The 18047-nt window shown below is 59.0% G+C and carries 9 protein-coding genes and 1 pseudogene; 1 reads left to right on the top strand and 9 read right to left on the bottom strand.

All coding sequences use genetic code 11. The features are described from left to right. Nucleotides 1–81: 81 nt before the first annotated feature. From ABL838_RS11155 to ABL838_RS11120, 8 genes and pseudogenes are all read right to left on the bottom strand, one after another. Nucleotides 82–1797 carry a GmrSD restriction endonuclease domain-containing protein gene (locus ABL838_RS11155; protein WP_418125352.1) on the bottom strand — a complete coding sequence of 572 codons (1716 nt, stop codon included), beginning with the start codon at nt 1795–1797 and terminating at the stop codon, nt 82–84. A gap of 55 nt (nt 1798–1852) precedes the next feature. Continuing rightward, nucleotides 1853–4582 (bottom strand): DEAD/DEAH box helicase, encoded by a 2730-nt coding sequence (locus ABL838_RS11150; RefSeq protein WP_418125350.1) that lies wholly within the window; start codon nt 4580–4582, stop codon nt 1853–1855. Continuing rightward, on the bottom strand, nt 4582–6291 hold the full coding sequence (locus ABL838_RS11145; RefSeq protein ID WP_418125349.1) for a site-specific DNA-methyltransferase: 1710 nt from the start codon (nt 6289–6291) through the stop codon (nt 4582–4584). Before ABL838_RS11145 ends, ABL838_RS11150 begins: the two co-directional genes overlap by 1 nt. A 10-nt stretch (nt 6292–6301) precedes the next feature. Continuing rightward, nucleotides 6302–8092 (bottom strand): AIPR family protein, encoded by a 1791-nt coding sequence (locus ABL838_RS11140; protein WP_418125348.1) that lies wholly within the window; start codon nt 8090–8092, stop codon nt 6302–6304. Between the two features lies 1 nt (nt 8093). After that, nucleotides 8094–11180 carry a TrlF family AAA-like ATPase gene (locus tag ABL838_RS11135; protein ID WP_418125347.1) on the bottom strand — a complete coding sequence of 1029 codons (3087 nt, stop codon included), beginning with the start codon at nt 11178–11180 and terminating at the stop codon, nt 8094–8096. Then, a complete protein-coding gene (locus ABL838_RS11130) occupies nt 11177–14053 on the bottom strand; it encodes an SNF2-related protein (RefSeq protein WP_418125346.1) in 2877 nt (958 codons plus the stop codon). Before ABL838_RS11130 ends, ABL838_RS11135 begins: the two co-directional genes overlap by 4 nt. Beyond that, nucleotides 14053–14232: pseudogene (locus ABL838_RS11125) on the bottom strand (hypothetical protein); the annotation flags it as partial. The pseudogene ABL838_RS11125 and the gene ABL838_RS11130, both read right to left, overlap by 1 nt. Before the next feature lie 674 nt (nt 14233–14906). Continuing rightward, nucleotides 14907–15206: a hypothetical protein gene (locus tag ABL838_RS11120; protein ID WP_418125345.1), complete on the bottom strand. Its 300-nt coding sequence runs from the start codon at nt 15204–15206 to the stop codon at nt 14907–14909. Between the two features lie 469 nt (nt 15207–15675). Here ABL838_RS11120 and ABL838_RS11115 point away from each other — a divergent pair, with 469 nt between their 5' ends. Then, nucleotides 15676–16146, top strand: coding sequence for a hypothetical protein (locus tag ABL838_RS11115; RefSeq protein ID WP_418125344.1), 471 nt, complete (start codon nt 15676–15678; stop codon nt 16144–16146). Nucleotides 16147–16268: 122 nt separating this feature from the next. Here ABL838_RS11115 and ABL838_RS11110 read toward each other — a convergent pair whose 3' ends face one another. Further along, nucleotides 16269–17876: a beta-propeller fold lactonase family protein gene (locus tag ABL838_RS11110; RefSeq protein ID WP_418125343.1), complete on the bottom strand. Its 1608-nt coding sequence runs from the start codon at nt 17874–17876 to the stop codon at nt 16269–16271. Nucleotides 17877–18047: the final 171 nt, after the last annotated feature.

Here is an 18047-nt window from a genome sequence, read left to right as displayed (position 1 = left end):
TGTAACTGATCCAGTAAGCTCCAAGGGGGACTGTTGCATGGAACTCAACACCCCTGGCCTCATACGCAGCCATCCACCGACTTAGTCTGCAGGCCCAACAAACGTATTCAGCACAGTTGCAATCCTGTTGCGTCGTTCAAGCAAGAAAGCCTTGTAGCTTTCCACTTCCAGCAGCGAAGCCTCAACCGGGATGCACTGTGCTGCGAACGCTGGCTCGCCAAGCTGGTCCACCAGCGGGGGCAAGTAAACCGCCGGAGCCTTGTCGCTGATCGCGCGATTCGTCTTGCCGCCGATGAAGGCCAGATTGGCGATGTCATCCGCCTCGCGGGCAGTGAAGCTGGTCTTCAGTACAGCTTTGGGAAAGATGTGATGGAACTGCAAGCGATGCTGGGCGCCCGAATGATCCAGAGCAATGGTCAGATGGCTGCGCCAATCTTTCGCACCGGCAGCACGGAAAGCCAGGAACATGGTCTTGAACAGCGCGCTGCGCTGGTTGCGGCCTTCCAGCTCCTCCGCGGTAATGTCGAGGCGGCCGAACTGCAGGCGCAGCCGGTCGATCAGCTCGCTCACCGCTCCGCCCTGACGAATATTTGCTAAATCCTGATCCAGAATGGTCTCGCTGGAGCCTCGGGAGAAGCGGCCTTTGGCATTGGCTATCAGCGCCCAGTAGCGCAGTTGGCGGGCCTCATCGTTGCTCAGCGCATAGTTGCGGCTATGCCCGAAATACGCCAGCACCACCAGCAGGAAAGGCGACGACAACAGTGCCGGGCTATCGATGCCAAGATTGCTGCGCAGGAAGTTGAGCGCGAATTCCATGCCATCGCAGGCTTCTTTCCATGCCTTCTGCAGCTTCTCCACATTCAGGCTACCCACGATCTGGAAACGTGATTGACCGGTGGCAAACGCCATCAGGTTCTTCAGGTGCAAACCGAGATCGAGGTCAAAGCCCGTCTTGGCACAGGCCTTCTGAAAATCCTGGAACGTTTGCAGCGAGTGCCGCCATTTCGCGGTGATCTGCGCCAGAGCCAGGTCGGAACTGCGCAGCTTGGCTCCCAGTGAATTGACCCGGACGAAGATTTCCGTGACCTCATCGTAGGAAAGCATCCGTTCCAGTACATCCATCCGATAAACGTACTTGCGGATGCCACGTAGCCGGGCCAGACGCTGGCTGTGCTTCTCGTAACGAGGATCGTCAAAACCACTGATGCCCGCACGTTTGAGGAACGGCGCATCGTTGTCGGTCTTGAACACTTCCGACACTTTCACCCAATGCGGCAACTGCTCCAGCTTCCTCGTGGCCACCACGAAAGTCATCTTGTTGAAGCGCTTGAGCAGTTCGTCCTCGGTCGAGTCCGTCTCATCGCCAATCAGTTCGCTATCGTCGTCAACATCATCCTCGTCGTCGCCGTTCTCTTCCACTTCGGTCACGACCGCCAACTGGTCGGGATGTTCCAAATTGAACAGCAAGTCGATAGGCCGACGACGGCCGCGTACCGATACTGGCTCGCCGCGAATGACGGCAGAGAGCGATGTCAGACGCTGCTGACCATCCAGCAGGAGCCGCGTGCTCTGGTAAGGATTCGTGCTCTGGCTGACCGCGAAATCCTGCAGCGGCACAGCTTCATCCGTTTCCCAAAGCAGGATTGCGCCCGAGGGGTAGCCGCGATACAGCGAATCCAGCAGATCGCGCACTCGCGTGGAGCGCCACACATACTGGCGCTGCATCTCTGGCAAGCGCAGTTCGCCCCGCTCGATCATTGATACCAGCTCTTCAACGCTTGCTTCGGCCTTGGCCATGGCTATTCCTTATTGCGTCATCTGAGTTGAGCAAGTCGCCAGATACGGTAGTGCCTCAAGCCTTGACAAATCTCAAAAAGTCGGCCATCCGCCGCGACTCATTGACTTCATCGTGAGGTACGAGCAGATACCGCCACGGTTTGCCGCCGACGCTCGCCGTGAAGTCCGACGCGTGCTGGCACCACTGCAAGGCAGCAGCAGCTTTGGCCTGCACCTCTTGCGTGTTGATGTCGCCGCGTGCTTTGGTCTCCACCACCAAGATCGTCGAGTCCATTTCGGCGACGAAGTCCGGGATGTACTCCGGCTGCTCGGTGCCAAGCTTGTAGTAGATCTGGAACTGCCCCTTAGCAGGCTTGAACCACTTCGTCGCTTCGCGCTCCAGGATGATGGCGAAGCGCCGTTCGGTATCCGAGTCGAACTTCTGCAGCGGGTACAGGCAACGCGCGAAGCCGCCGAATAGCATCTGCTTGATGCGACTTGTCTCAGTCACGGTCTCCCGGAAGTGGTGAGCCGTTTGGCCCGCCGTGGCGGTGTAGTTGCACGGTTTGAGTTCGGTGAAGCCGCGACTGACCTGCACCTCGTACTCCGTCGCCTCTTCCCAGAAGTGGGCCATCATCTGCGCGTGGATTTCCCGCGCGATCAGGCGGCGGTCACGATCAAGAACGCTGATGGCTTCATCCTCGGACAGATAGCCGCGCAGGTGCTGCACCATCTGGCCTGCGAGGTCGTAGAGCAGATCGGCGTGGGTGAAGTAGTCGATGTCGTCGAAGTCCACCAGCGCGTGGACGATGTAGTCTTCAGGGCGCTGCTCTTTGAGCCCGACCTCGGCGGCAAGGGTGAACTGCTCGTTGGTGCGCAGCATCTGCCCGACGATCGCGCGCTCACCCGGCTGAAGATGGAGCTGGCTCACATCCAGCTTGAAGGCGTGGAAGCCCGTTGTGACTTCGCCAGTCGGCACCACCGCGATGCGCGGGATGTCGATGGTCTGCTGCACGACGATTTCGGTGGTCTTCGCCACCACGGAGGACAAATCAAGAGCGGAGGCTGATGCATCCGCGCCCGCCAGCAATTCGCCTTGCAGCGGCTTCAGCCGCTCCGCGACCTCCGCGAGGATTTCCTTCTGAACTTCGGGTTTCAGCAACGCGCTGCTGGTGGGCACAAGATCGCGCTTGACCTCGTACTTGCCGATGACGTCCATGACCACGCGCGCGGCCTGCTTCTCCGCCTCCGTGCTGAACACCGGTTTGGGCACGGGGACTTCCGCTCCACTGTCAGTGGCTGAAGCCCCCGTGACCACGACCGGGGCTTCCGTCAGACCGAGGCGCGCCGCCGCCCCAGACTCGACCTGCACGCTGACCTTCCTGTCGTCGGCACTGGGCGCATCGAGGATGACCTGCTTTAGGCGAATCGGCGAGTCGCCGCGGTTGGCCTCGTCAATGATCTCCTGGAACTTGTCGTGCGCGACGATGTTCAAGCGGTCCACCGTCGCGACGCCCGTGCGCTTGCCGTAGGGCAGTCGCAGGCCGCGGCCGATGGACTGTTCGATCAAGGTGCGGGCATTGGCTGCGCGCAACGGCACGATGGTGTAGAGGTTGGTCACGTCCCAACCTTCTTTGAGCATGTTGACGTGAATCACGATCTCGGTCGGCTCGTCCACGCTCTCCACGGCCAACAGGCGGGTGATCATCTCTTCTTCCGCGCCGGTACGGCTTGAATCGACCTGAATCACCTTGCCCTGGTAGCGGCCCTCATAGAAGGCTTCCGACTCCAGAAGCGCCAAGAGCTGACCCGCGTGCGTGGTATCGCGAGCGATGACAAGCATGAAAGGCTTGACTGGCTTGACGCCGTTCTCGCGGGCGTAGGTGAGCAGCTCGACCTTGGTCGTCTCGTGCAGGCGCACACCGTCTTCCAGCTTGGTCTTCTCGATCTCCTCGGGCGTGTGCGCCTTGGCGTCGAAGTTGCGCTGGGTGACCACGGCAGGCTCTTTGACGAAGCCGTCCTCCATCGCCCGCGCCAGCGGATAGTCCATCACCACGTTCTTGAACGGCACCGGCCCCTTGCTCGATTCGACGAATGGCGTCGCCGTCACCTCCAGGCCAAACAGCGGCCTCAGTTCATTGATGGCACGCTCACCCGCGCTGGCGCGGTAACGATGCGATTCGTCCATCAGCAGCACGAGGTCTGGCAGGGTCGCGAGATGGTTGAAGTAGCTGTCGCCCAGCACTTCCTTCATCCGCTTGATGCGCGGCTCCTTGCCGCCGCGCACCTCGGAGTTGATTTTGGAGATGTTGAAGATGTTGATGCGCACGTCGTGGGCGAAGCCCTGTGGCTGGTCATCCACCGCCGCGCCAGTCTGGTCGTAGTTGTCACCTGTGATGATCAGCGGCGGTTGTTGCGCGAATTCGGCGATGCCCTTGAAAACGTACTTCGGCGTGTTGCGCGTGAAGTCCGTGATGAGCTTGTTGTAGATCGTCAGGTTGGGCGCGAGCACGAAGAAGTTATTGATGCCGTGGGCCAGATGCAGGTAAGCGATGAATGCTCCCATCAGGCGCGTCTTGCCCACTCCTGTTGCCAGCGCAAAGCACAGTGACGGAAACTCGCGCTCGAAGTCCTCCAGCGTGCTGAACTCAGCCTTCAGCGTGGAAAGAATCGCCGAGACATCGCGCTCGTGATCCAAGAGTTCGGGCGCTGCGTCGAGCGCGCTAACCAGCTTAATGAGAGATTCCGCCTGGGGCGGACGAAGAGACAGGCGACCGGTGACGGCGTGCAGGACGCGGGCGTTCATTATTCGTTCTCCCCGAACAGGCCACCCTGTCCCGCGTCGGCGAGGGCGGCTTTTCTGCTCTTGGTGTTCTTAGCGGTATTACCAGCGGCCGCAGGCTCAGCTTTCTCCATATCCACCATCGGCAAGTTGCTCACATTCAGGCTGTAGTCGTCGCGGCCCCAGTGGCAGCGAGCCAGCACCATTTTCGGGATCTTCTTCAGCGTCAGGTTCGGCCAGCGCTCCGCCGCTTTGGCCGCCGTGACGCCGTGGAAAGCGGCGCAGCACACCAGCAGGCTTTGCTCAGCGCCCACTTCATCGGACAGCGCCTGGAACTGTTCCGCAGAGAGGTTCTGTGTGGTGGCGTAGATGAAATCGCGCTCACTGGAATGGCCGTGCTGCCACCAGTGTGTTTCCGATGGCGCGTAGGTGAAGCCTTCCAACTTGGCCAACGCCTCGGCCAGTTGCGCAGCGTTGTATTCGGGATTGATGACCGGGTTGCCCCAGCGGTCGTTGACGATCAGGCTGGGGGCGAGGCGGTGATAGCGGAACCCGCCGCCTCCTTTCCAGTCGACACTTTGGGTGATACCGCCCTTGTCCTCGCCGTCGATCACCTTCTTCAGGCGCGGGATGATGTGGGTGTGGCAGTGCTCCCCCAACTCGACCATGATCCAGCGACGGCCCATCTTGTGAGCAACCGCCCCGGTGGTACCTGAGCCTGCGAAGGAATCGAGCACCAGATCGCCAGGGTTGGTAGCGAGCTCCAAAATTCTTTTAAGCAGTTTTTCGGGTTTGGGGGTCATGAAAACATCGTCATCATTTATCCCCTCGAAGAGCTTGCGAATTTCAACCTTCGCTTCTGCGTTGGTTCCTACTTCTTCGTGAAACCATAGTGTCGCCGGAACTACTCCTTGCTTCGCTTCGCTGAGGAATTTCTTGATTCGAGGCGTTGCAGTGCCAGCTCGACCCCACCAGATGCGCCCATCCTTTTCAAGTTCGTCAAACGTAGCCTTCGAGACTCGCCAATAGGTGCCTGATGGCGGGGTGAAAGACTTCCCGGATGGAGAGACGATTTCGTATGTTCCCTGACTGTAAAAGTTGCGCGCTTGAATAGCATTGGTAGTCCAAGGGCCACGCGGATCGTTATCCTGATTGGAGTACGAGTCATCAAGCGCGGCGCTTCTAGGTAAAAGATTTCGTTGCCACCCTGCAATATCCTTGGCGTAAACAAGAACGTATTCATGCATGTCGGAAAAATACTTCGCAGAGTTCTTTACCGTGAAGAGTTTCTGCCATATCACCGACGCAACAAAATTAGCTCTCCCGAAGATCTCGTCGCACAGCACCTTTAGGTAGTGTGCTTCATTGTCGTCAATAGATATCCATAGCGATCCATCATCTGAAAGCAGACGTTTGATGAGCTCCAGCCGGTCACGAATCAAACCCAACCAGATGGAGTGCTCTAGTCCATCCTCATAATGCTCGAACGCGCTTCCCGTGTTATAGGGCGGATCAATGAACACGCACTTCACCTTGCCAGCAAACTCGGCCTCCAGCGCCTTGAGCGCTAATAGGTTGTCGCCAAAAATCAATCGGTTGTCGAAGACGTCATTGTTCGTCACACGGTGCTTGGCGTGATACGACTTCTCTGGATCTTCTAGAAGGATGCGCGGTTCCAGCTTCGGCCGCTTCTCCTTGCCGATCCAGGTAAGTTCTAGTTTTTGTTTAGTCATGACATCACTCTCATAGTTGTGGCGCCCGACTCGACAAGTAGTCGATCAGGCGCTTGCGCGGATACGCGTCCGATGCATTCTGGGTATTGCGTAGGGGCGCTAGGGCCGGATCGGTACTAAGCGCGAAATGTGCTTCCATCAGCTCGGCCAGGAAGGCTGCGACGTTGCCCTGATTGCGGAAGTAAGCCAACGGACCCTCCAGAATCAGCCGTTGCCCGCCGAGATCGAAAGCCTGCTGTCGGAGTTGATCGAGCGGCTGGCTGATCAGCGCGGGAATCGCAGCGGATTCGATGACGGCTGCTGCGCGAATGCGGTTGCGCAGGCGCTTCATCATGACGGTCGCGATCAAGTGAATGCCATGTCGATAGATGAGGCGTTCTTGACTGCGCGCAGGGGCATTCTGTTCGTAATCCACCACTAGAGTGCGAATCGCGCGGTGGTACAGGACGGCGTTGACCAACAACGCCCCCGATAGGCTGGCGGCGAACAGCCCCTGGTATTCGACGGAGTCGGGGTTGGCGAGCCGCGCCGGTTCGGTCTTGAGCCAAACAGCATAGCGTGGATCGTTCTGTTGCAAGGCCAACGCCCGCAACGCCTCGTCGAGCGTGATGGCCCCGGCACCGGTTGCGAGGGCCTCGGGGCGATAGTGGTAATCGAATCCCAGGTGGCCAATCTCCTGCCGCAGCCGCTCCTGGTTCTCGTCAAGCGACGCGAAGTTCGCGGTTTGAACCGGATTCTGGTGGTTGCGGGCCTTGGTCACGTTCTTCCCAAACTGGCCGTCTGCCGATGCCTTGATCAACGTGAGCATCACCTTGGCGTCATCGATGCTCCTGCCCGGATGCTGCCGCACGAACTCGGCGGCCGACGCCACGGTCTGCGCGCCGTTGATGATGGACAGGCCCCGCACCTTGAAATTCTTGATGCCGTTCTTGTTGGCCTTGGGTTCGATCAAGTCGCAGACGGCAGTGACGCCGTTATTCAAATAGAAGAAGTCCGCAGGACAGTCATGCAAGGTCGTCTTGATGGCCTTGTTGACATCGGATTTGCTACTGCCTAGGAAGTAACGGATATTGCGCTCGTACAGGGCTTTTCCGTGCGCCTGGTGCAGAGCCACCAAGTCTGCCAGCCGCGCGATCCCGTAGTACGTTGTCCGCGGCATCTCAACTTTCGCATGCTTTTGCAATGCGACATCCGCATGCACGGGCTGGTAGGCCTGCTCCGCCAGCAGGTCGCGGGTAATCTCGACTGCCGTGTAGTACTCCACCTGCTTGTCCAAGCGCTCTTCGTCGAGGTCTTCGTCATCAAGCAGCGCCTGCAAGGCATCGCGTGCCGTTTGCGACACACCATCGCCGGTGTAAGGCACGACCAGCTTGATATGGCAGCACGTATCGAGTGCGCTCTCGATATCGGCCTTCCGATTCTGGACGTTGCCGTTGAACGCGATGAAGTCCTGTTTGAGCAACAGGCGAATGCCCTCGCAGAACGGCAGTGCATCCTCCTGCTTGAACTGCTCAGATTCTTTCAGCTTTGTTTGCAGAAGGTACAGCGTCTCCGACGGCGCGTGATAGTGGATCGCGTCGATGCCCTTGTCGTTGAAGTCGTCAACGACCGAAGCGGCGGCCGCCTGCGGCGTGATGTCGAGCAGCTTGTGCAGGGCGAAGGCGCTGAAGGCTCGTGAGAGTTGCTTTGCCGCCTGATCGGTAGGATTGGCGTTGCCGAGCAACGGGGGCAGGAATGGCACGAAGCGGGCGGCGAGCGCCTGCTTCAGGATGGTCATGTACTGAGGTTCGAGCGCCGCCATGTCAATGGTATTTCCCGTATCGGTTCTCGAATGCGGGCTTCGTACCTTCCAGTATGGTCACGACGACTTCGTTCAACCCTGTGTTCTCGATGGCTCCCGATTCATAGCTGATGGTGGAGTCCAACGCTCGGTCGAACCTCGCATGGATGATCTGCTCTGCATCGCAAACAACCGCCAGGTTGGGGTTGTGCGTGACCATGATGATCTGCCGCTGCTTTTTGGCTTCGGAGAGAACGGGAACGAGTAGACGGAACACCGTCTCGTTATCGAGATTCTCTTCCGGTTGATCGAGAATTATGGGGGTCTTTCCCTTGTCCACCAGCAAGTAGAAGATCAGCAAGAGCGCGCCACGTTGACCAGGGGACAGTTGCTCGATCTGCGTGTCCTGGAAGAGCAGCGAGTAGCGAGGCTCAAGGAAGTTCAAACCAAAGATGAGGTCATAGACGGCCGCGGCCGGCTGCCCCTTCTTCAGCAAGCTGAATATCCCAGCATCCGAGCCGGAAGCCTTCGCCGCAGCCAAAACCTTCTCCTGCAAGGAAGCAATGAAGGCTAGCGCCCCATCCTTGGTGTTCAGGTCATGGCCATCGAACAACCTTCTGATGGTCGCCAGCGCTTCGTCCTGCCCGCGAAAGTCACCCGAGGTTTGCTTGATCAGAGCAAACAATTGGTCGGCGATAGCATCAGCGGATGCCGCCAGTGTTGCCTGAAACTGCAGCCTGTAGTCCTCACGTATCAGTACGTTCTTCTGGATCAAATCTTGCACCGGTTTGAACAGTTCCGCGCGCGCACGCCGCTGTGCATCGAGGGTGTCGAAGATTTCCCCGGACAGCTGCAAACGTCTTGCTTCCAAATCCTTGAGCTGCTGCGGAAGCTCCTTGATCTGCTCGATCCTGGTTTCCAATCCGACCTTGGTCTCAGGCTCGGTGATTGAGCCGATGAGTTCGTCGCGCTTTGTGTTCCATTCCGCAAGCTGGCGTTGATAGGCCTCATACTGCTGTTGCGGAGCGTTCAACTTTGCGGTGAAACCTTGCTGAGTTGCGGTGACGGCATTGAGGGTTTCAGCCAGCTTTTCGGCCTCGATCTTTATCTCGCCTTGCTTCGTCGCCAAATCGGTCGATCTTTGGTCAAGAACGGCGGTCTTGATTTCGATGGCAGCGAGATCGGTCCAAACGAAGCCGAGAAGTTTGACATCATCGGAAACTGCCTTTTCGGCTTGATCGAAAGATCGTTGAAGCAACCTCAACTGCTCGCGAATATTCCCTATGGCCTTCTGGCGTTTGGCCAGTTCAGTGGTCTCGCCAGCGATCTCTTGGCTGCGCTTTCTGGCAGCTTCCGCCTGTTGAGTTGCTGCAGCCAAGCCTTCAGCCGCTTGTTTTTGCTCGGGGCTCATTGCTTCAGTCGGCGCCGCGACCTCCGCAGGCTTCAGCTTGTCGTGTTCCTCGATCTGCTTGCCCTTAAGCAAAAGCACATCGGTGAGTTTCTTCAGCTCAATGGGTTGAAGCTGCTCCTCGATGCGAACGATGTCTGCGTTGGTCGATGCCAGCTCCTTACGGTACTCACCTAATCGATTCCTGAGCGACTGCTCCTGCTGCTCGGTCAACTGATCGAAGTCGAGCGCGCCAAGCCTCATTTCTTCGCTCGCATGTGAGAAGATCACTGACCTCAGTTCCTTCTCAAATGCGTTCGACTTGCCCGATACGTGCTCATTGCAAAGCTCTTCGAAGTAGCCCTGCGGGATGTAGCGAACAAGCTCCGCCTTCTCCTCTGATGGCGACTCATTCAACGGCCTGGACTCGGTGCTTTCGTCTCGCCAGGTCAGCGTTCCGGTGAAGTGACGTGCGGGTTCGCCGGTCTTGCCCCAAAATCGATCCTTCTTCAAGAAGCTGAAGTGCTTGGATTGTTTGGAGTTGCCGAGCGTCGCGATTACATCTGCCAAAGCGCTCTTGCCGCTTCCCTTGTTCCCAATGACGGCGACAAGATCGGGATTCAGCGGGATGTCACAGCCGTGCAGCCACCGCCCGACGCCGGCCTTGCCCCCTGTTTTGCTGATCTCGATAGACTCGATGTAGAAGGTCTTGTTGGACTCGACTTCTTGAACCTTGGGGGGCCTGTCACCAATGAAGGAGCGCTTCGCCGGCTCAAGAATGGCTTGCTTGAGGCCATGGAACGTTGGGTCGGCTTTGATCCACGTCCTTTTCCCAGAGGGGAAGTCGCCATAGCCCCGCTTGTTGTTGTCGCCAGGTGTTCCAACGAAGCAGTGGGCGTCGCTTCCTGAGACTGCCAAGCGCGGAATGTTATTCAGACCCGCTTGAAAGTTTTTGAACCACTTGGCGTTGCCGGCTGTCTGCTCGCCAACAAATGCGCCGCGCAGATCGGCGTCTCGTGTCTCGAAGATCGGAGAGGTTTGAAAGAGGTTCATGGCATAGGCGTAGTGCTCTTGCCATCCGACCTCTGCCAGTCCATCATTCGTATCGAACGGCATAAGGCCGATCGCGTGCTCGTTCGGAACCTTCCGAATCGCTTCCCTGTACGAGTCAGCATTGATCTCGGCAATCACTACTCCAGCGAGCAGAGCCTTCTCGTCGGAAGCATCAACATCGGCTTTTTTGAAGCCGTGATGCTTCAACTTGTCCTCGCCGACCTTCCTGGCAAGCTCTCTCAACGCAGGCTCAGAAAGTGGCCTGTCCACTAACTCAATGCGCAAGGCAGAAATGAAATCCCTGAGCACCTGTTCATCGACCTCGTTCGAGAACAGTACGTGTGCATTCAGTCGTCCCTTCATTGGCGCGGCAAGCCGAAGTTCGATCCCTGGAAGGACGAGCTTTTTTAGGGCGGGGGCATCCTCGTCCTTGAGGCGTCTTCGCAGTGCAAGCCAGCCGTCAAAGGTCCAGTAATCCATGATCGCGAACACAGCCGGCTCGGCATTGTTCATCGCTTCGATCATTTCATCGACCAGCTTCTTGCTTTTTGCAGAAGAGAGATCGACATCGAACCTATCTCCCGACCAATGGAACGATGCGGGCGTGTGGACATGCAGGTCCCATTGCCTCCAGATTGCTCCCCGAGAAATCTCTCTTTTTGTCATCATTTCAGTTCCCACTCGATGGTAAACAGCATGTGCTCCTCCACTTGCTGTTGAAGCTGCAATTCCAACTGGCCGATGAGCCCGTTGCGCTGTGCTTCCACTTCGTCCTGTCGGGAGAACAGATCGCGGCGGAGCTTGCTTCGCTTGCCCTCAAGCTCCCGTTGCTTCTTCTGCCAGGACAGCTTTTCTTCCAACGTCGGCGCGGTGGCGGCAGTGCTGCGCACCTCCTTGATTTGCCGGTCGATCTCTTTGATTTCCTGCTCAAGGCCCAACTTCAGGTCGTCAGCCCACGCATCCAGCTTCTGTACTTCTTGCTCGAAGTAACCGAGATTGCGCTGACTGATCTCGCGCAGCAACTCGGCCTTGCGGGCTTCGACGTCGGACGCCAGTGCGGAGTCGGCCGAGCTGCTGAGCAGGCTGGGCGGCTGGGCAACGGCGGGTAGGCGCAGTAGCTTCCTGGGATCGTCTTCCAGCAGAGTGATGCCATCCGACGTGATGGCCGTTACCAGCAGGTGCTGCTCCTGGTTGCCCAACGCATCGACTTCGATCAGCTTCAGTGTGAGCCATCCCGCTTTGCCGCGATAAGGCTCCAGGGTGCTCACCCTGGTACCGTATGCGTCGTAGTCGAAGACGAGCTTCGCACCTTCAAGCGTACGGGTCTTGGCCTTCTCGGCGACCCATGAAGCCAGCGGGTGATGGATTCGGTACAGGTGTGCGTCGCCGGAGCGACGGGGCAACTCATAACGTCCCAGCTCGATTCCAGCGCGTGCACTGGCATCAATGCCGTCCGGTACACGCTGCAGGAGGAAGCCGTGGTCATCGAAGCTGGCAAATTCGCGCAGTTCCGCCCGGCTCAGCTCCATCAGCATCCGCTCGAAACGGCTCCGGGCGCTGCGGCTGTCTTCCGCACGGACGCGGAGCTTGCCTTGTACTTCCTCATCAAAGTTCTCCAAGAGGAGCTGGCGCGTCTTGACCATGGCTTCGCTGATCTCTCCCGAAAGATCAACTCGGAGTTGCTCGAAGCTGGATCTGATTTCCTCGGGCTCTCGGCAATTTTGGTAGATATCAGCAATGCGCCGCTCGAAATCGACGCCAGAACCGATGGCGCCCAACACTTCGTCGCTGGCGCCAAAAACGCCCTCGAAAAGCTGGAACTTCTGCGCCAGCAATTCGTAGACGCGCTTGTCCGCCTCATTACCGAGGTCAACGAAGTTCACCACCACCACGTCGTGCTTCTGGCCGTAGCGGTGGCAGCGCCCGATGCGCTGCTCAATGCGCTGCGGGTTCCACGGTAGGTCGTAATTGATGACGAGCGAGCAAAACTGGAGGTTGATGCCTTCGGCGCCGGCTTCGGTGGCAATCATGACCTTGCCGCGCTTGTTGAAGTGCTCGACCAGTGCCGCGCGGGTGTCGGCGGTCTTGGAGCCGGTGATGCGGTCGGTGCCTTCGTGGCGTTCGAGCCAGTCCTTGTAGATCGCCTGCGCACGCTGGTCACTGTTGGTGCCGTTGAAGAGCACGACGTCATCGCCGTATGGCGTGTCAGCCAGCAAGCTGAGGAGGTACTCCTGTGTGCGCTTGGACTCGGTGAAGATGATGGCCTTTCTGGCCGCGCCGAGCCGGTCCAGTTCAGCGAAGGCACGATCCAGCGCGGTGAGCAATGCCTTGCCCTTCGCGTTGTCCTGAATGCTGGTTGCAAGCGTCTTGAAGCGGCGAAGCTCCTCGATTTCCTGTGCGATGGCATCACGTTCCATGCGACTCGGTGCCGTGGCGTCTGGATCCTGGTCACTCCACTCATCGGCGGTTTCGTCCAGCGACTCGTAGTCGTCGTCGAGTTCCTCGGTCAGATCGGGAACTTCAGTGGTTTCGTCGAGCACTCCCTGGAGGCGCTTGGCCATCGTCTCCAACGCACCTGCGATCGCGTGCGAGCTGGACGCGAGCAACTTCCACAGCACCAGTGAAATCAGTTGGCGCTGCCCCTCAGGCATGGCCTTCACATTGGGACGGCGCAAGTAGTCGGCGACCAGCCCGGACAGTTCCTGTTCCTCGCTCGATGGCGTGAACTCTTGGATGATGGCCTTGCGCGACGTATACGACACGTAGGGCTGAACCTGTTTGCGCAGGGTGCGTTTGCAGATGGGCGCCAGCCGGTCACGCAGGCCACTGAAGGATTGTTCTCGGCCAGTGAATTGCGAGCGAAAGCTGTCAAGATCTCCGAACACGCGGTCATCGATGAAGCTGACCAGTCCATAGAGTTCGAGCAATGAGTTCTGCAACGGCGTTGCGGTCAGTAGTACTTTGGCGTGAACGTGCGATAGCGCCTCCTTGAGAGTCTTGGCAATGACATTGCTGGTCTTGTAGACGTTGCGCAGGCGATGCGCTTCGTCAAGGACGACCAAGTCCCAGTCGATGCTCTTAACCTCATCAGCCTTGGATTTGGCGAACTGATAGGAACAGATGACCGGGCCAGAGGCAAAGAGGAACGGATTCTGTCGATCCTTCTTGCGGATTGCGTTATAGCTTTTGGCTTCGAGAATCAGCCCTTGCAGGCCGAACTTATCCTGCAACTCCTGGTGCCACTGCTTGCGCAGGTTGGCCGGGACGATGATGAGAATCTTGCGGCGCCGTTCCGCCCATCGTTGTGAGATCACCAAGCCCGCTTCAATGGTCTTGCCGAGACCCACTTCGTCAGCGAGGAGCACACCGCGCGAAAGGGGATTGCGGCATGCGAAGAGCGCCGCATCGACCTGATGCGGATTGAGATCAACCTGTGAGTCAACCAGCGTTGATGCCAGCGACTCCACGGAGTCGCCTGCCGCGCGGCGCGTCAGAAGCCATGCGTAGTACTGGCTTTGATACAACGTAAGGGGCTGTTGCATCAGTCTCCTCCGTCTATCTTGACTTGCTTCCACTTCAATCGTCGCTCCTCGCCCCTTGCCCCTTGCCCCTTGCCCATGGATTCGATCACTCCCTCTGACTTCATCGCCCGCAGCACCAACCGCGCCATGTCTCGGTTCCCCCCCGGGCAAGCAACCTCGATCTCGGAAATCGAGAACGGCTGGCCGGATAGACCGCACTCGCACGTCCGCTGCATGAGGCGTCGATTACGCCGTCCCGGTTCCGGAAAGCATATCTTGTCGGCAGACGCAGGCGCGTTGCCGCAGCGAAATCCGCTTCTGAGACCATTCCCCTGCCTCCGTTCTGTTTTCGCGAGTCGTACTCATAGCGAGCAAAACTCATCAATCTTACGTAAGGCCCTGCACTGCTTGCTGTTGGACGGGGTGTACCGGTGCGGCGCCGATGGCGCACCCACCTCATCAAGGCTGCTGCGTCCACCGACGAAGAGTTGCACGCGCTGCTGCAGACCGTCATCGCCCGGTTCATGTAGATGCTCACGCGCCTGGGCGTTCTGGTCAAGGAGATGGGCCAGACTCGGCTGGCCGAGCAGGATATTGACGGCGAGGAGGCGCGCGCGGTGTGGCTGCTGTAGGCAGCCGGAAGATTGCGGCAGTCTAGCGACGACCTCGCCTCCCGCAAGCAGTCGACCGATATCGCGGAGTTCTGAACTTCCGCACCGTGGCGCAGAACGAACGTTCGGCGCCCGATCCCCGCAGACCGCTATTCGCTGCATAGCAGAAGTCCCCACACATCGCTGTAATTGGGCGCCACAGTAGCCGAGGGGAAAGCCCTAGAGCATCCCGTCTTTATGGGATGCCCATAGGCCTAACTTCCCTATTCCCTGCTACTCACCTGCAACAACATCTCCGCCTCCATAGCCAAATCCGCAGCAATCCAGAGCATGTTGTCCCGATGCTTCTCCCCCGCCTCCTCGAACCACCCATTGCCGTCGCCATAACAGCACCACAGCAGCGAGTTCAGCTGCGCCAGTTTGATTTCGAGTAGTTCCCTTGCCTCGTCGGGCGTCGGGGTGGGCGCCGTCGGCTTGGTGGTGGTGCCGCGCGTGGTGCTGCTGTTGCTGCTGCGGCGGGAAGATTTGGGCGTGGGACGCCCGGCCATAATTCGCGTAGCCATTTGGTGTGCTCTCTTTCCAAGGTGTTGCACGTCATGTGGTCAGACGGTCAGGGTGTTCACGCACCCTGGCCGTCGCCTTTTGTGCCTCACGTTCGCACCAGTGCACCGAGGAGCACCGGCAACCCGCCGTGAGGTAGGCGGTTCATCAGGTCAGTGGGTCAGCTGTTGGGGGAGCTCCTTTCACGATCGGTGGTCGTCGCCCACAAGGAGGGGCGTCTTGCGACAGGGGCATTCACTTTAGAGAAGCGAAGCCGCGCAAGAGAAAAGATTTCGTCGAGGATTTCTCGAATCGGCGGGATATCTGCCGGGGTGCTGTGGCGGGACACAAAGCTCTGACGTTTGGGCGCAGATTGCGTCGCTATCGGCCGTCTGAGTTGCTGGTTTTCAGTGCCAGCTACCATCGCCCGCAAGCAAAAAAACGATCGTCATCGCCACCATTGACCGAGGCGATCTACAAGGAGGTTGGAGCATGTCGGAGGCATCATCGACCGGTCGCCCCCGCCGGAAGTGGCTACGCTGGATCGTCATCTTTTGCGCCATCTCGTCTGCCTCAAAGATCGGCTCGAAGCTGCTCAATGCAGCATTCGAGCCTGAGGTGAAGCGCCCCACCGTATCGGAGTCACGTTCGGACGCGACGATTGGAATTGCCTTTGGACGAGTTGCCGCGAAGACAGTCGAAAGCTACTTCGCGAAACACAAGGAGTTCCCGTCCAGCTTGACGGCGGCGCAGTTCGATGCGCCCTTGCCCGAACCTGTCGAGAGCATTCGTGTGAACCCCGAAAGCGGAGCCTTGAAGATCGTCTTGATGGGATGGGCCCCCTCGCCTACCAGAACCTTCTTTCTCAATCCCACAATTGAAGCCACCGGGATGACCTGGGAATGCAAGGCAGGCGAAGTGCCGGAGGAAAACCGGCCACCAGAGTGCCCGGATGCATGGTGACGACACTCTGGGCTTCGGGCAGGGAGTGTCGATCTTGACCTTTGCACTGACCGACGTGCTGCACCGGCGGATAAGTCGGCAGCGGCAGACGCTCTCGCGACGAGACAGTCTGTCTGGAAGCGCTATCGAGACAAAGCCAGTGACCATGCGCCGATCCCCCCGGTCGCCACCGTCGGCACGGACATGGGAGTCAAGGCCCCTGTGCTTGCATCGATGGTGTAGGCAGATATGTCTTTGGAATCGGAGTTCGTGACGTAGGCAAAGCGGCCCGTGGGGTCCAGGGCGATGGCGCGGGGGGAAACCCGTGCGGCCACCATCGGAATGGCCATTGGCGTCAAGGCGCCGGTGCTGGAATCGATGTTGTAGGCCGACACGGTGTCTTCCGCAGTATTCGCCACGTAGGCAAAACGGCCGGTGGTGTCCACGGCGACTGCTCGGGGAAGGACCCCAGTGGCGAACGCTGCCATAGGGGTCAGGACGCCGGAGCCTGCATCGATGGAATAGGCCGACACGGTGTTGTCGTCCGAGTTCGCCACGTACGCAAACCGGCCCAGGGGATCCAAGGCAATCGCGAAGGGGTTGTTCCCCGTGGGCACGGTTGGCACTGCCAGCGGGCTCAAGGCGCCGGAGCTTTCATCGATGGAAAAGGCCGACACGGTGTTGTTGCCTCGATTCGTCACGTAGGCGAAACGGCCCAAGGAGTCCAGGGCAATGGCGCTGGGGATCAAACCCACTGCCACCTGCGGCACAGCCATCGGGGTCAAGTTGCCGGTGCCGGCATCGATGTTGTAGGCCGACACCCTGTCGATACCCTGATTCACCACGTAGACAAAGCGGCCCGTGGGGTCCACGACGATGGACAGGGGTGCAGACCCTGTGGCAATAGTTGCGACCGGAGTGAGGAAGCCGGTGCCTGCGCCAATGGAATAGACCGACACGGTGTTGTCACCTCGATTCGCCACGTAAGCGAAGCGGCCAGCGGGATCCACGGTGATGGCCATTGGCGTGCTCCCTGTCCCCGACATGGGCGCGGCCATCGATCCCAACACGCCGGTGCTGGTGTCGACGGTATAGGGAAACAGGTTGTTGGACACTGCATTCGTCGCATAGGCGAAGCGCACTGCGGGTGCGGCACAGACCACGTCGACGTTGACGACAGCCGCATTCGCGACCGTGCCGGAGCCATTGCTGACGGTGCAGGTTCTGGTCAGGACTCTGGATTGGCTCTTGACCGTGACCGCGTAACCCACACCGCTGGCCAGTTCGGTGGCGAAGCTGAAGCTGCCGTCGGCGGCGATGGCGAGGTCATCGCCAACGTTGTTCTGCAGCACCAGGCCCGTGCCGAGCAGGCCCTTGACCGTGCCGCTCACCTTGTAGGTCGGCGCCGGTCCCGTGGGTGCGGGTGCCGGAGCGGGTGCCGGTGTTTCTGGCGACGCGGAAGGAGCGGGAGCCGGAGCGGGTGCCGGGGCAGTGGTTGCCATCGGGAAAGCTGCGACAAAACCACCGCCATTTCCGCCCCCACCGCAAGCTGCCACGCCGGCGATCATCAAGCCGCCCAGCGCGGCCCGGCTCAGGCGGGCGGGCCGAGAACTCCACACGGACTGCACGCTATCGGCAGTGCGCCACTCCCGAAGAACGCCTGCGAGCGGCATGGGCAGAAAGCGCCGGCGCTGATTGAAAGAGCTATGGGGCGGGAGAGGTGCGGACATATGGGTGATTTTCTTGAACATGAGGATTTGCGCGAGGCGTTTCCAAGTGTGTCAAGCGTCCACCAATTGCGCCATACCCGAAAACTGGTAGACGGCTCTTGAATAAAGAGCCGCCTCTCAGTGAAATTGCTGGATTGCTCTATTTGTAGAGAAGCATTGAATTCAGGGCGGCATCGCATTTGACCCTGATTT

It is taken from the genome of Variovorax sp. 160MFSha2.1, from assembly GCF_048305075.1.
In the GTDB taxonomy this organism is placed as follows: domain Bacteria; phylum Pseudomonadota; class Gammaproteobacteria; order Burkholderiales; family Burkholderiaceae_C; genus Variovorax; species Variovorax guangxiensis.
Note: the sequence above shows the minus strand (reverse complement) of the source record. Positions and strands in the feature narration are given on the sequence as shown.